Below are 12,885 nucleotides of genomic sequence, written 5' to 3'. Positions count from 1 at the left end.
AATAAGCCGCTCATGGATCAATTTAGTGCTATTAAACTGGTGGTTTTTGATGTGGATGGCGTGCTAACAGACGGGCGTCTACTCTATACCTCCGAAGGTGAGACGATAAAAAGTTTCAACGTTAAAGATGGTGTAGCCATGAAGTTGCTCCCTAAATGGGGGGTTAAGGTTGCTGTGATTACGGCGAAAGACTCTTTGCCTCTTAGAAAAAGAATGCAAGATCTTAATGTTGAGCACTTTTATCCCGGTTGTCATAACAAGGCAGAAGCCTTTGCTGATTTAACGTCCAACTTGGGGATAGCACGAGAAGATGCGGCCTACGTAGGAGATGATGTTATTGATCTACAGGTGATGCCTCACGTTGGACTTTCCTTTTGTCCTGAAGATGCCCATGTTCTTGTAAAACGCCATTGCTCTTTTGCTTTAACGAAAGGGGCAGGACAAGGTGTGGCTCGTGAAGTGGCCGACTTATTACTGGCCTCTAGAATGACATTAGAAGAGGCCTATGAGTTGGCTCAGAAGCCGGAGTTTGAAAAATAATGAGTACAAATTATTTGCTAGGCAGTTTGCCTGATTTTCATATTGTTATCCCTGCTCGATATGCCTCCCAGCGTTTTCCTAAAAAGCTTATGGCGGATTTGGGTGGTAAGCCTGTGCTGCAATGGGTATATGAGCTCGCTTTAAAAGCAGGGGCAAAATCTGTGACCATTGCTACAGATCATCATGTGATTGAGCAGACAGCATTAGCCTTTGGTGCTGATGTAGTCATGACAAAAGATGATCATGAAAATGGTACGGAGAGGCTGGCTGAAGTCGCTGAAAAGAAATCTTGGCAAGGTGATGAAATTGTTGTCAATGTGCAAGGAGATGAGCCATTTCTCCCTGTAGATTTAATTCATTCCTGTGTATCCGCATTGGCTAGCGATAAAGAATCTGAGATGGCAACAGCAGCTTGCCACATAGATTCTAAAAAGGAGTTCTTTAACCCTAATGTGGTGAAAGTAGTGTGTGATGAGAAGCAACGTGCTTTGTATTTTAGCCGAGCGCCTATGCCTTGGGATAGGGATGGCTTTAGTGAAGATGAAAATACAAATGACGTGTTAAATGAGTTGTTTCCCGCGTATCGCCATATTGGACTTTATGTTTACCGTGCGAGTTTGTTAGCTAAATATTCTGAGCTATCTCTATCGCCACTAGAGCGTTGGGAAAAACTAGAACAGCTGCGCTTTTTACACCATGGAATTAAAATACAAGTGGCTATATCTAATGTATTGCCGAGTCATGGCGTCGATACTCCAGAAGATCTTGAAAAGCTTAGACTAAAACTTTCCTAGATCGTCATAATCTATAATGAGAGTTAAGGCTTAAAGACATATAAAAAGTAATGTATTGAAAAAGCTGCATGCTTAAATAGTACTGCGGCTTTTTTTATATCTATAGCTTATTAGTTGTCTTTTTGTATAGAAAGTGTAAGGAAAATATATAGTATTAATACTAGCAGAACAGAAAGTATTTATCATTCTTATGCTATATTTTGACTCACACAGGGGAATGTCGTCATGAAAAAGCTTTTAGTCGTTTCAGCTAGCTTATTAAGTGGAGTGGCTGTGGCAGCCATGCCTGTTAACCAACCAATAGGTTCAAGCTTTACCTTAAGTGGTTCTCCCAATAAAAGAGTATTGTCCACGGCATTACATAATCCAGCAGCGCCTTTCTTGATGGTTAATAAAGAGGATAATGACAGCTTCCGCTTTGGTATTATCGGCCCTATTGGTATATTCATTGAGATGGGTGATGTCAGTGACTTAGGTGACCAAGTAGAAGAATTAGAAGAAATTTTGGATGCAACGGCTAGTAGTGCTGGTGCTTCTGAAGCGAATGATATTCTTGATGATATTAGTGATACTGCATACGTTAAAACATCCGTCTCTATGTAAGTTCCTTTGATGCCGATTATTTACAAAACTAAGAATAACGGTGCCTTTATGCTAGACTCCTGCGCTTCAGTAATAGATAAAGGTAGCTTGTTAGCGGATGATGTCACTGTTGTTTCAAGCGAATACGAAACCGATAGCTCTATATATGCCCAAACAGCGGTAGTCCTGAGTGTTGGTCTTGGTTATACCAAGCTATTTGGCAAAACTCTCACGGTATGTTATCGGGTGGTTTAAAGGCAAGTTTCCATCAATTATCTCTAGGGCGTGCATTGGCTGAGCTGGATGATGACTCTACCAATGCAGGCGATGCAATTTCAGATGATTCTGTGAGTAGTACAGGTGTTGGTGTTGATCTTGGTGCGATCTGGGTTTCCCACAATTACCAGTTGGGAGTGACCTTTTCAAACCTGAACGAACCTGAGTTTGAGGGGGCATCTATTACGACCAATAGCGCTTCGGATAGTTACGATATTAGTGCTACTGACGATTATGTTATGGAAATGCAAACGACCGTTGATTTTGCAATATCCACGAGCGGTAAACAGCTAACGTTAGGTATGTCTTATGATACTAATTCTGTTGTCGATGCGGTAGGTGATGAGTATCAGTGGGCGGCTGGTTCACTATCTTACTACGGTGACACTCACTTCTTGCCGGGGCTACGTGTTGGCATGCGCCAAAACTTAGCGGGTACAGAACTTAGCTATGCAACAGCAGGTTTGACGCTTATCAAACGCCTAGACTTAGATGTGGCTGTAGCTCTAGATACGGTTGAAGATGAAGACGGTGAAGAACTACCTCGTAGTATTTTCTTCTCTCTGGCTTACAACACAGCGTTTTGATTTAACTCGAAATTTTATTTGATATGAAAAAGCCGATAGGTGCCTACTATCGGTTTTTTTATGTCTTAGTTTCGATAAATGAGCTAGGCGTAAGAATCGCTTGCAAAGGCACATCCCAACTCTCTATTGGGAGTTCGTCGACTTGTTGGCAGTTATGGGCGAGGCCGATTAGTAAAGGTTCTTCGTGCACCTTTTTGTTGGCGAATGTTCTGTCATAAAAACCGCCTCCCATACCTAACCTTCCTCCCTGCTTGTCGAATCCCACCAAAGGTAAAAATACTAAGTCTAAGTCATGGGGTGAAAGGTATTCTGTTGCGACAGGCTCTTTTATACCGTACTGATTACTTTGCCATTGGCTACTTTCTGTATAGACAGCAAATTTTAATTCTTGGTTATCTATAACGGGTAAATAAGTTTGAATCTTACTTTGCCAAAAAAACTCGCATAAATATTGCGGGCAAATTTCCCCATCATTGGCGAGGTATAAAGCCACTTTTTTTGGAGAAGGTGAATTGATGAGAAGAGGCTGTAAGTTGTCTTGAAACTGTTTTACTAAGTGCTTAGCCGCATTAGCTTGCTCTGTAGTAGAAAGACTTCGTCTTGCTTGGCGTAGTTGCTGGCGTAGTTGCTGACGTGACTCTTTCGTGTGTGTCATAAGGAGTTTCCCAAGTTGCCGCTTCGACTTATGGCCTTGAACCCAGTGGTTCAAGGTGGAAAGAACTGTGATTTTTTAGGCTTTCCGACGCACGGACATGCACACCAAATCAGCAGGCTCTTCCCGAAGGTTTACTCATAGGCTCAAGGGCGTTAAGCCGTTTCGAACAACCCAGGAAACAAGTGGCGGAGTATAGAATAAGTGTTATTAGAAATCACCTATTACAGTGCCTGTTTCATTGTTAATTCTTAAAGTTAATGTTTCAACTTATCTTAACAGGACTATTCGTTGTTTGAATCTGCCTGATGTGCAAGGGCATCATCGAGCTGCGAAGTAAGTGATCGTAACTGTTGCTCGTTAGCCTGTGCATATTTTCTATTCGATAACATGTCATGTGTAATATTTAAGGCGGCTAGGACGGCAATTTTTTCTATGCTGGCTGCTTTGGATGAGTGCTTAATCTCATTCATTTGATCATTTAAATAGTCCGCTGCTTCAAGCAATGCAGCTTCATGATCTTTAGGGCAGTTTATCTTGTATTTTTGTCCCAGTATGACGACTGACACAGTTGGCTTATCCATATTTACTCCATTTGGTTGCAAGCTTTATAAAAATGGTCTGTTTTTACATCATTGACTTGCGAATGGCATTTTATGCTGCGACTAAATTCGTTACAATTCCCGAATTAACTTTATCCACAATGTTTATAACAAATTGATGCAAATATGGAAATAAACCCGATACTTTCTAAAATAAAAGACCTTTCTGAACGTGCTCTTATTCTTCGGGGGTATCTTTGACTATGAGTCAAAGAAAGAACGCTTAGAAGAAGTTAGCCGTGAACTAGAAGACCCTGAGATCTGGAATGATCCAGAATACGCTCAAAAGCTAGGTAAAGAGCGTTCTTCACTAGAAGCCATTGTTGAAACGTTAGATGGCTTAGAGTCTGGTGTAGAAGATACTAAAGAATTACTGGAAATGGCTGTTGAGGAAAATGATGAAGACTCAATAGAAGCTGTACAGCTTGAACTGGATGATATGGAAGCCTTATTGGCGAAGCTAGAGTTTCGTCGTATGTTCTCCAAAGAGATGGATGAGAACAGCGCTTTCTTAGATATCCAATCTGGCTCAGGTGGTACGGAAGCGCAAGACTGGGCGAGTATGTTGTTACGTATGTACCTTCGCTGGGGTGAAGATAAAGGCTTCAAAGTAGAGTTGATGGAAGTATCTGAAGGTGAAGTGGCTGGTATCAAGTCAGCGACGATTCGTTTTGAAGGTGAATATGCTTTTGGTTGGTTGCGAACAGAAACAGGTGTTCATCGATTAGTTCGAAAATCACCGTTTGATTCCGGTAGCCGCCGCCATACCTCGTTTGCTTCTGTCTTTGTGTCACCTGAAATTGATGACAATGTTGAGATTGATATCAATCCTGCAGACTTGAGAACGGATACCTATCGTTCATCAGGCGCTGGTGGTCAGCACGTAAACACGACAGATTCAGCGGTACGTATTACCCATATACCGACAGGTATTGTTGTTCAATGTCAGAATCAGCGTTCGCAACATGCGAACCGAGATTTTGCCATGAAGCAATTGCGTGCAAAATTGTACGAATTTGAAATGCAAAAACGTAACGAAGCAGCGCAAGCCCTTGAAGACAGTAAGTCTGACATTGGTTGGGGCAGTCAAATTCGATCATACGTACTAGATTCATCACGTATTAAAGATTTGCGTACTGGTGTAGAGAGCTCAAATACGGGCTCTGTATTAGACGGTAATCTAGACCAATTTATCGTGGCAAGTTTGAAACAAGGCTTATAACAAGCTTACTAATTTATAAAAAACACTTTTTGAAGAGCAATAGCAAAATCATGGCGAATGAAAATAAAACAGAATCAGCAGCACAGTCCGACGACAACCGTTTAGTGGCAGAACGTCGCGCTAAGCTAGCGAGTATTCGAGACGAGCGCAATGCATACCCAAATAGTTTCCGTCCAAACGCTTATGCTGAAGATTTACAGGCAGAGTTTGGCGAACTAGAAAAAGCAGAGCTAGAGGCTAAGGATCATAAAGTATCTATCGCTGGTCGTGTTGTTCGTAACCGCGGTGCTTTCATGTTGTTGCAAGATATGACAGGCCAAATTCAAGCTTATGTGAACCGTAAAGCGCTGTCACCTGAATTACTTGCTGAACAAAAAAGTTGGGATCTAGGTGACATTATCGGTGTGAGTGGCCCTGTACATAAATCAGGCAAAGGCGATTTATACATAGATATGCAAGAAGCAGAGCTTCTAACCAAGTCATTACGCCCACTACCAGACAAGCACCATGGTTTGTCTGACATGGAAATGCGCTACCGCCAGCGTTACGTTGATTTAATCGTGAACCAAGAATCTCGTGATACTTTCCAAGTGCGTTCAAAAATTATTTCTACTATCCGTCGTTTCTTAGAAGATCGTCGTTTCATGGAAGTAGAAACACCTATGCTACAAACGATTCCAGGTGGTGCGACGGCTCGACCATTTATTACCCACCACAATGCGATGGACATGAGCATGTATTTGCGTATTGCACCAGAGCTTTACTTGAAGCGTTTGGTGGTAGGTGGTTTTGAGCGAGTGTTCGAGATTAACCGTAACTTCCGTAACGAAGGAACATCGACCCGCCATAACCCAGAATTCACTATGATTGAGTTCTATCAGGCTTATGCAGACTATAAAGACTTGATGGATCTTACTGAAGACATGCTACGTAACGTGGCGGAAAAAGTGTTGGGCACGACAAAAGTGACTTACCAAGGCTCAGAATATGACTTTGGTGCGCCTTTCGTACGCATGACAATGCTTGAGTCCATTTTGCACTATAACCCTGAGTTAACGGCAGAAGATTTAGCAACCATTGAAGCGGCAACAGCTGTTGCTCAGAAACTTAAGATCGATGTGAAACCAATTTGGGGCTTAGGTAAGCTTTGGACTGAAATCTTTGAAGAAACGGCTGAGCATAAGTTAGATCAACCGACTTTCATTACTGAATACCCTGCAGAAGTGTCGCCATTGGCTCGTCGTAATGACGACAATGAGTTTATTACTGATCGTTTTGAGTTCTTCGTAGGCGGACGTGAAATCGCCAATGGCTTCTCAGAGTTGAATGACCCAGAAGATCAGGCGGAGCGCTTCAAGCGCCAAGTTGCTGAGAAAGATGCGGGTGATGATGAAGCAATGCATTACGATGCAGATTACATCAATGCGCTAGAATACGGGCTTCCGCCAACGGCTGGTGAGGGCATCGGTATTGACCGTCTAGTAATGCTTTTCACTGATGCGCCATCTATCCGTGATGTATTGCTATTCCCTCATATGAAGCCTCAGGACTAAGCTAAGGCCGAGTAATAACGCATGTAGTAATGAATAGGGCCTCTAGCAATGAGGCCTTATTTTTTGATTGATTATAAAGGACGTTGCCATGAGCCATTTTTGGACAGATAAAATTGCCTCTCTGGATCCTTATGTACCAGGCGAGCAACCACAAGATAAAAAGTACATTAAGCTCAATACTAATGAGAGCCCATACCCGCCGTCGCCAAAAGCGATAGCGGCTATGGAAAAAGAAGTGGGCGAGAGTCTACGTTTATACCCAGACCCTAACTGTATGACGCTGAAAAAGGCATTGGCAAAAAACTATCAGTTGGATGTGAATCAGGTGTTCGTGGGTAACGGCTCGGATGAAGTGCTGGCTCTTGCTTTTATGGGGTACTTCGCTGATGGCAAGCCTTTAGCGTTCGCAGATATTACCTATAGCTTCTATAAAGTGTATGCTGGTCTTTACGGTATTGAGCCAAAACTGATTCCTCTGAATGACAGTTTTGATATTGTTCCAAGCGATTATCAAAATCTTGATGTATCAGGTGTTGTGGTAACGAACCCAAATGCCCCAACAGGTAAAGCATTAGCGTTAGAAGAAATTGAGCTTATATTAAAAGCTAACCCAAATGTTGTGGTGTTGGTGGACGAAGCTTATGTGGATTTTGGCGCGCAAAGCGCGGCTAGTTTAGTAAATCAATACGCTAATTTATTGGTCGTTCAGACGCTTTCTAAGTCCCGCGCTTTAGCAGGAATTCGTGTCGGTTACGCACTTGGACATCCTGACCTTATAGAGGGTCTAGAGAGGCTAAAAAATTCGTTCAACTCATATCCTATTGATCGTATAGCTTTGGCCGGTGCAACTGCAGCAGTTGAAGATAAAGACTACCTTCAAAATTTATGTGATAAAACGATTAAAACTCGTGAAGAGTCGGTAGAAGAGCTGAAAGTGCTCGGTTTTGAGGTAGTGCCATCGGCGACTAACTTTGTGTTTGTTAGTCACCCAGAAAAGTCTGCGGAAAGCATTTATCTTGCCCTTAAAGAGCAGGGCATTTTGGTTCGTTACTTTGGTCAAAAGCCTCGGATTGGTAATTATTTGAGAATTACCATAGGAACAGATGAAGAGATGTCTGCTTTAATAGCCGCGCTTAAAGTTCTTTAGAAAGGCTGAGATAAAGAAAAGTAAGCCGATAAACTCATCATGCGATGGTGAATTTATCGGCTTTTTTATAACCCTACTTCTACTAACCAGTAATAGCCATATCCAGCAATAAGTGCAGGAACCGTAGAGTACAGAGTGGCAATCAATGCCGCTTTTGGTGCTAATGCGATGGCTGGAAATAAAGCATCTCCATCGTTACTTATGCTATTAGCGAGTTGTGCAGATAAGGGAATAGCACCCTGTAAATAAAGCCCTGTTACCATAATTTGAGGGCCGCAGCCGGGTAGTAAGCCAATCAAGGTTGCAAAGATAATGGTGGTGCTCCCCCAAGACTTAAGGGCTTCAAATAAGCCGCTGCCGACAACGAACAATACAAGTTCGAAAAGAATGAAGGCCACAATAACCCAGCTAGTGACAAATTGAGTATCTTGAGCAACCTTCCTGATCCAGTGTTTTGGCAGAACACTGTCATTCTCCTTTGATAATTCGGAATAACTGTCATTTTTAGCGGAAAGGGCCCATAACGTTAGGCATACAAGACCTGCAATAGCACCAATGTGCTCTATGGACTGATCAGGCAACCCCAGTAATTGGTTGACATCGTATTGCATGGAAAGAAGTAAGGCGATACTGCCTGCAGGGATGAGCAGTAAACACCAAAATGCCATACTTGCGCGGCTTACCCATACTTCAAAGGAGTTAGGTTCTTTAATTTGCTCTGGAGCTGATTTTTCACTGCAATCTTTTAGGTTTAGTTTTGGTGCTGGGAGAAAAGCGTCTGTAACTAGTCCAGATAATATCCCGACAAAAACGCTGATAGAAAGTACAATGATTGCGTCTTCAGGCTTTTGGCTGATTAACAAGAAAGCTGCATCGCCCATTGTACTGGTCAGTACAGCAACAACCGCGCCGAAACCAATTCGACCCTTTGTATATTGAGTTATAACAATAATTGCGCCACCGCAGCCGGGTAGAACCCCCATTACACCAGCAAAAATCACTTCTCTATAAGAAGCTTTCTGCATCCAGTTATGTAGAAAGGATGCATTAAAGTTGTGACTGATACCGTAATAAATGGCGAGAGTAAGGGCGACAAAAGCAGACACTTGTAAGAAAGCATCAGCGAAAACGATAAAAAGGCTTTCTCTAAAATCAGGGATTAGCCCAAGAATAAAAATGCTAAATAGCACAATCATTCGTTTGTTCGAATGGAGCTTTTTGAGGAGATAGTGCTCTTCAGACGCTGGAGAAAGTAATTTAGTTTGCATTGTGGATTCTTATTAAATACTAATGATAATAATTATTATTTAATATATTGTTTTCTGCAAGCATTATATATTTAACCCACATAAATACAGCTTATAAAAATAATCTATTAGTGAATTACTTATTCGAACAAAAGATATGTTGATAATCATTAGCAGTACAGTTATGGTATTTTCGTTTTTTAACTCATATAAGGAATTTTTATAATGAAAAGAACTATCCTTAGTACATTTGTAGCATTGTCATTTAGTGCTGTAGCAGCTGACGACTATAAATTTGGCGTAACACTAAAAGGCTATGAAGGGGATAAGACTTCTTCAGTTTCTTACGGTGGTCAAATCGCCCGTCATGCTTTGCATAATTCATTGAAAAAAGCGGTCAGTAAAGGTGATGCAGATCTAATGGCAGCCTACTTAACAGGCGAAGGAGATCTAGCAATTCTAGATCCAGCATCTAAGGACGGTTTTCCGGTTAAACAAACAAAAATTAATGAGCTATCTAAAGGGAAAAGCCTTTTAGCTAGTACTTATAGTGGTGTTATTACTGGTTGGCCAGGAAACCCAACAGGCCAAGAGCTTCTTCAGCAACTTGTTGATATGGCTGCTAAAACAAAAAACGGTTATGACCCTGTTAATGGTTATGACTACACTCAACTAGTATCAAAGTTTGCGATGGGTGCTGTTTTTTACCACAACGCAGTTAACCGCTACCTAGATGAGAAAATCGAAGAAGGCGAATACCCAAATGACAAACCTTATAAAGCAGGTACTGTCTACACAGGTAAAGAGCATGTATGGGATGAAGGCTTTGGTTACTTTGGTGCACCAGCAAACGGTCTTTCTCTAACACCTAAAGAAGTGGTAAATATCACTAAGCAAAAAGCTGAGGCTTTCTCTAAAGCTGATGCTAATGGTGATGGTAAAGTTGACCTGAAATCAGAAATGGCATTTGCTCACGCTTATTATGCGGCTAGTACTGATGCAAGTGCTGGTACAAACTACTTTCACACTATCATGCAAGCTTTTGTAGATGGACGTAAACTTATTGAATCTGCAAATGGCGAGAAAATGACGAAAGCACAGCATGCAGAATTACGTGCATATGCTGATGTAATTGCAACAGCTTGGCAGCAAGTGATCGCTGAAGCTGCATATAAGTATGCTGGTAGCGTCTTCTCTGATATCGATAAAATTATTGCAGTAGAAGAAGCTCAAGGTGATGTAAGCAAATCTTTCCGCAACTATGTTAAGCATTGGGGTGAGTTAAAAGGTTTCGCTCTTGCTCTAGAAGCTGCTGGACGTGAGCTAGGTAGCACTCAAGCCGATCTTGATCGTCTAATTGGTTTTAGCCCAATTCTATTTGGTGATACGCAAGTGTTAGCTGTAGACGGAAAAGGTAAATTTATCCAAGGCTCGTCTATCTCTATGCAAGAATACAAGCTGAACATGATCAAAACTCAGAATTTACTAGCAAAAGCATTTAATTTAAAAGCTAAATTGAATGATAAAACTGCTGGTATGAATGCAGTGCTTGATCAGATCAATTCAGCAGGTAAAAGTGTTGAAAACGACTAATTAGGATATTATGAGGCAATGTTTGATGCCTTTATATTTTGGTTAGGGGAAGAGTTGGCATCTGCTGGCTCTTCTTTATTTGATTTAAGCAAACGCGTTTCACTGTTTTATTTGGTGTCTGCGTCAGTGTTTGCTGTATTTATTTTTTACTTCCGTTATGGCTTTGCTGGTATACATCGAGTAAAAAGCTATTTTTCATGGAGAGTTTGGTGGCACTCTTCTGCGCGAACGGATTATCAAGTCTGGTTATTAAACCGCCTCATCTTTTCTATTGCTATTCCCAAAACCCTATCGCAAAGTGTGTGGATTAGTTTTTTGTTTTTCTTTTGGCAAGAGCAGGGGCTTTCAAACCTATCATTTGGGTGGTCGGATACATTGGTGATGGCTTTATTTACCTTGTGCTATTTTTTAGCAGATGACTTCTCAAGGTTCTTTACCCATTGGTTAATGCATAAAGTTCCTTTGCTATGGTTTTTTCATCAGGTTCACCATAGTGCTAAAGTTTTAACCCCTTTTACTGTTTTTCGTACGCATCCTGTAGAAGGTGGGCTATTTTTCTTACGATCTTTAACAGTACAGAGCCTTGTTATTAGTATTTTTCTAGTACTTTTTCCTCACCAGATTAGCTTGCTGCAAATATTTGGCGTACTAGTTTCTACTTTTGTTTTTAATATTTTAGGAGCTAACTTACGTCACTCAGGTGTCGTTTTAAGTTATGGAAAGACAATAGAGAAATGGCTGATTTCACCTGTTCAGCACCAAATTCATCACTCTATTTCTGTGGAACATTATGATAAAAATTTCGGTGTGATATTGGCTATATGGGATAGGCTTTTTTCCACTTGGTCTTCAGGCCACGATAATCAACAAATAATTTTTGGTACGGGTGAAAAGATTGATAATGGAGGAGTATTAACTCAGTACTTTCTACCATTAAAAAGTGCTATTCATTACAGCAGACTAAAACTTACTAAGCTGTTGCACAATGCTCAGCTGTTATCTTTAGAAGCTCAAGAGCATTTTAGAAGAAAATTTAAGTAATTAAGATAAGAAAAGGAGCTTCAAATGAAATACTGGTCATTCATTTTCTGTTTATTTTTTGCTAGCAGCCTTTATGCGGATGGACAGGCTTCATTAAATTACGCTCATGTGCAATCCGTCAAAGCAGTGGAAATGAGCAAAGGGAGCTGGTGCTTTCATGTTGCTGTTCGTCATAATGATGAAGGTTGGGAGCATTATGCTGATGCTTGGCAGGTTATCGATGATCAAGGCGTTATATTAGGCGAAAGGGTGTTACTGCACCCGCATGTCAATGAGCAGCCTTTTACTCGCAGTTTATGTGGTGTGCAGATACCTGTAGGTACTGAGTCCGTTCGGGTTAGGGCAAAGTGCAATCAACACGGATTTGGCGGCAAGGAAGTTATTGTTGATTTCTCCGTAGCGAATAGCGAAGACTACTCAGTCATTCGTTAAAATCTAAAATGGGCTGGCAGAAGGTGGAAAAGAGGATTATTATCACCCGCTGTAAAAAAACATTCCGCTTTGCCTCTGTAAGGTTATTTCTAAGTAGGTTTGTTAATTACTACCTAAATATATAAATAATAAAAGGTCTTCAATGAGTTCATTTATTCTTTTCGTGGTGTCATTAGAGCTAACCATTTTTTTTGTTTTATCTGGTAGTGCCAAGATCATTGGTGTCCCTCAGTTTGTTTATCAACGCAACCTTACTTTCTTCAAAGAGTGCGGCCTGAATCAGTGGATTTTACTTGCCGTTGGTGTCGCTGAATTACTTGGTGCTGTCACTTTATGGTTCCCTAATTATTTGGGCGTTTTAGGTCTGCTAACGCTATGTATAACGTCTGCAGGTATCGTCTATTGCCGAGTTCGTTTTGATGAATGGAAGAATGGCTTGGTGGCTATGACTACCTTTATCTTTGCTTTATGGGTTTTAATCGATAAAGTAGTCTTTCTTTGGTTCTAATATCTGCTAATTAGCAAAGGGGTAATAGGTGTTTTTAAGGTCTATTATCTCTTCCTTTCATTTGTATATTAATAATATATAAAGTCTTTTCGCTCTCTGCCGTTCTATA

Annotated in this window: 15 protein-coding genes and 1 other RNA gene; 12 read left to right on the top strand and 4 right to left on the bottom strand. The window is 41.1% G+C overall.

Going from position 1 to position 12,885, the window contains the following annotated elements; translation table 11 throughout:
• Positions 1 to 12: 12 nt before the first annotated feature.
• The 5 genes from OFY17_RS13590 to traF (OFY17_RS13570) all read left to right on the top strand — a co-directional run bounded on the left by OFY17_RS13590 (position 13) and on the right by traF (OFY17_RS13570) (position 2,779).
• Complete coding sequence (locus tag OFY17_RS13590) at positions 13 to 540, top strand: KdsC family phosphatase (RefSeq protein ID WP_318013693.1); 528 nt, start codon at positions 13 to 15, stop codon at positions 538 to 540.
• Positions 540 to 1,334, top strand: a complete 795-nt coding sequence (kdsB, locus tag OFY17_RS13585) for a 3-deoxy-manno-octulosonate cytidylyltransferase (protein ID WP_263531280.1) — start codon at positions 540 to 542, stop codon at positions 1,332 to 1,334. The genes OFY17_RS13590 and kdsB overlap by 1 nt, the downstream gene beginning before the upstream one ends.
• A gap of 225 nt (positions 1,335 to 1,559) precedes the next feature.
• Complete coding sequence (gene traF / locus OFY17_RS13580; RefSeq protein WP_263531279.1) at positions 1,560 to 1,937, top strand: conjugal transfer protein TraF; 378 nt, start codon at positions 1,560 to 1,562, stop codon at positions 1,935 to 1,937.
• A 48-nt stretch (positions 1,938 to 1,985) separates the two neighbouring features.
• Positions 1,986 to 2,171, top strand: a complete 186-nt coding sequence (locus OFY17_RS13575) for a hypothetical protein (RefSeq protein ID WP_263531278.1) — start codon at positions 1,986 to 1,988, stop codon at positions 2,169 to 2,171.
• Entirely contained in the window at positions 2,153 to 2,779 is a 627-nt protein-coding gene (gene traF, locus OFY17_RS13570; protein WP_263531277.1) for a conjugal transfer protein TraF, read from the top strand. The genes OFY17_RS13575 and traF (OFY17_RS13570) overlap by 19 nt, the downstream gene beginning before the upstream one ends.
• 58 nt (positions 2,780 to 2,837) lie before the next feature.
• Here the strand turns inward: traF (OFY17_RS13570) and OFY17_RS13565 are convergent, their stop codons facing one another.
• The 3 genes from OFY17_RS13565 to OFY17_RS13555 all read right to left on the bottom strand — a co-directional run bounded on the left by OFY17_RS13565 (position 2,838) and on the right by OFY17_RS13555 (position 4,015).
• Positions 2,838 to 3,434 carry a 5-formyltetrahydrofolate cyclo-ligase gene (locus tag OFY17_RS13565; protein ID WP_263531276.1) on the bottom strand — a complete coding sequence of 199 codons (597 nt, stop codon included), beginning with the start codon at positions 3,432 to 3,434 and terminating at the stop codon, positions 2,838 to 2,840.
• A 3-nt stretch (positions 3,435 to 3,437) separates the two neighbouring features.
• Positions 3,438 to 3,615: non-coding RNA, 6S RNA (gene ssrS, locus OFY17_RS13560), on the bottom strand.
• Between the two features lie 100 nt (positions 3,616 to 3,715).
• Entirely contained in the window at positions 3,716 to 4,015 is a 300-nt protein-coding gene (locus tag OFY17_RS13555; RefSeq protein WP_263531275.1) for a cell division protein ZapA, read from the bottom strand.
• A gap of 144 nt (positions 4,016 to 4,159) precedes the next feature.
• On the opposite strand from OFY17_RS13555, the gene prfB reads away from it, so the two are divergent.
• From prfB to hisC, 3 genes are all read left to right on the top strand, one after another.
• Positions 4,160 to 5,255, top strand: a protein-coding gene (prfB, locus tag OFY17_RS13550) for a peptide chain release factor 2 (RefSeq protein ID WP_263531274.1) whose coding sequence is annotated in 2 segments (ribosomal slippage) — positions 4,160 to 4,231 and positions 4,233 to 5,255 — 1,095 coding nt in all. Because the reading frame shifts where the segments join, the coding sequence is not laid out codon by codon here.
• A 50-nt stretch (positions 5,256 to 5,305) separates the two neighbouring features.
• Positions 5,306 to 6,808: a lysine--tRNA ligase gene (gene lysS, locus OFY17_RS13545; protein ID WP_263531273.1), complete on the top strand. Its 1,503-nt coding sequence runs from the start codon at positions 5,306 to 5,308 to the stop codon at positions 6,806 to 6,808.
• A gap of 88 nt (positions 6,809 to 6,896) precedes the next feature.
• Entirely contained in the window at positions 6,897 to 7,955 is a 1,059-nt protein-coding gene (gene hisC / locus OFY17_RS13540) for a histidinol-phosphate transaminase (RefSeq protein WP_263531272.1), read from the top strand.
• Positions 7,956 to 8,020: 65 nt separating this feature from the next.
• Here hisC and OFY17_RS13535 read toward each other — a convergent pair whose 3' ends face one another.
• The gene (locus tag OFY17_RS13535) at positions 8,021 to 9,223 is read right to left on the bottom strand and encodes a putative manganese transporter (RefSeq protein ID WP_263531271.1); all 1,203 of its coding nucleotides are present in this window, start codon (positions 9,221 to 9,223) and stop codon (positions 8,021 to 8,023) included.
• Between the two features lie 204 nt (positions 9,224 to 9,427).
• Between OFY17_RS13535 and OFY17_RS13530 the strand changes: the two genes are divergently transcribed.
• The 4 genes from OFY17_RS13530 to OFY17_RS13515 all read left to right on the top strand — a co-directional run bounded on the left by OFY17_RS13530 (position 9,428) and on the right by OFY17_RS13515 (position 12,776).
• Positions 9,428 to 10,795 carry a DUF4856 domain-containing protein gene (locus tag OFY17_RS13530; protein ID WP_263531270.1) on the top strand — a complete coding sequence of 456 codons (1,368 nt, stop codon included), beginning with the start codon at positions 9,428 to 9,430 and terminating at the stop codon, positions 10,793 to 10,795.
• 18 nt (positions 10,796 to 10,813) lie between these two features.
• On the top strand, positions 10,814 to 11,836 hold the full coding sequence (locus OFY17_RS13525; protein WP_263531269.1) for a sterol desaturase family protein: 1,023 nt from the start codon (positions 10,814 to 10,816) through the stop codon (positions 11,834 to 11,836).
• A 24-nt stretch (positions 11,837 to 11,860) separates the two neighbouring features.
• A complete protein-coding gene (locus tag OFY17_RS13520) occupies positions 11,861 to 12,268 on the top strand; it encodes a hypothetical protein (protein WP_263531268.1) in 408 nt (135 codons plus the stop codon).
• A 142-nt stretch (positions 12,269 to 12,410) separates the two neighbouring features.
• Positions 12,411 to 12,776 (top strand): DoxX family protein, encoded by a 366-nt coding sequence (locus OFY17_RS13515; RefSeq protein ID WP_263531267.1) that lies wholly within the window; start codon positions 12,411 to 12,413, stop codon positions 12,774 to 12,776.
• Positions 12,777 to 12,885 lie beyond the last annotated feature (109 nt).

The sequence above is a fragment of the Marinomonas sargassi genome (genome assembly GCF_025716875.1).
Classification (GTDB): Bacteria; Pseudomonadota; Gammaproteobacteria; order Pseudomonadales; family Marinomonadaceae; genus Marinomonas; species Marinomonas sargassi.
The sequence above is the reverse complement of the archived record's forward strand: the minus strand, read 5'-3'. Positions and strand labels throughout refer to the sequence as shown.

Excerpts from the sequence above, each read along its gene's own strand:
- OFY17_RS13590 (WP_318013693.1), top strand. The coding sequence starts at position 13 with ATGGATCAATTTAGTGCTATTAAACTGGTGGTTTTTGATGTGGATGGC.
- kdsB (WP_263531280.1), top strand. The coding sequence starts at position 540 with ATGAGTACAAATTATTTGCTAGGCAGTTTGCCTGATTTTCATATTGTT.
- traF (WP_263531279.1), top strand. The coding sequence starts at position 1,560 with ATGAAAAAGCTTTTAGTCGTTTCAGCTAGCTTATTAAGTGGAGTGGCT.
- OFY17_RS13575 (WP_263531278.1), top strand. The coding sequence starts at position 1,986 with ATGCTAGACTCCTGCGCTTCAGTAATAGATAAAGGTAGCTTGTTAGCG.
- traF (WP_263531277.1), top strand. The coding sequence starts at position 2,153 with ATGTTATCGGGTGGTTTAAAGGCAAGTTTCCATCAATTATCTCTAGGG.
- OFY17_RS13565 (WP_263531276.1), bottom strand. The coding sequence starts at position 3,434 with ATGACACACACGAAAGAGTCACGTCAGCAACTACGCCAGCAACTACGC.
- OFY17_RS13555 (WP_263531275.1), bottom strand. The coding sequence starts at position 4,015 with ATGGATAAGCCAACTGTGTCAGTCGTCATACTGGGACAAAAATACAAG.
- lysS (WP_263531273.1), top strand. The coding sequence starts at position 5,306 with ATGGCGAATGAAAATAAAACAGAATCAGCAGCACAGTCCGACGACAAC.
- hisC (WP_263531272.1), top strand. The coding sequence starts at position 6,897 with ATGAGCCATTTTTGGACAGATAAAATTGCCTCTCTGGATCCTTATGTA.
- OFY17_RS13535 (WP_263531271.1), bottom strand. The coding sequence starts at position 9,223 with ATGCAAACTAAATTACTTTCTCCAGCGTCTGAAGAGCACTATCTCCTC.
- OFY17_RS13530 (WP_263531270.1), top strand. The coding sequence starts at position 9,428 with ATGAAAAGAACTATCCTTAGTACATTTGTAGCATTGTCATTTAGTGCT.
- OFY17_RS13525 (WP_263531269.1), top strand. The coding sequence starts at position 10,814 with ATGTTTGATGCCTTTATATTTTGGTTAGGGGAAGAGTTGGCATCTGCT.
- OFY17_RS13520 (WP_263531268.1), top strand. The coding sequence starts at position 11,861 with ATGAAATACTGGTCATTCATTTTCTGTTTATTTTTTGCTAGCAGCCTT.
- OFY17_RS13515 (WP_263531267.1), top strand. The coding sequence starts at position 12,411 with ATGAGTTCATTTATTCTTTTCGTGGTGTCATTAGAGCTAACCATTTTT.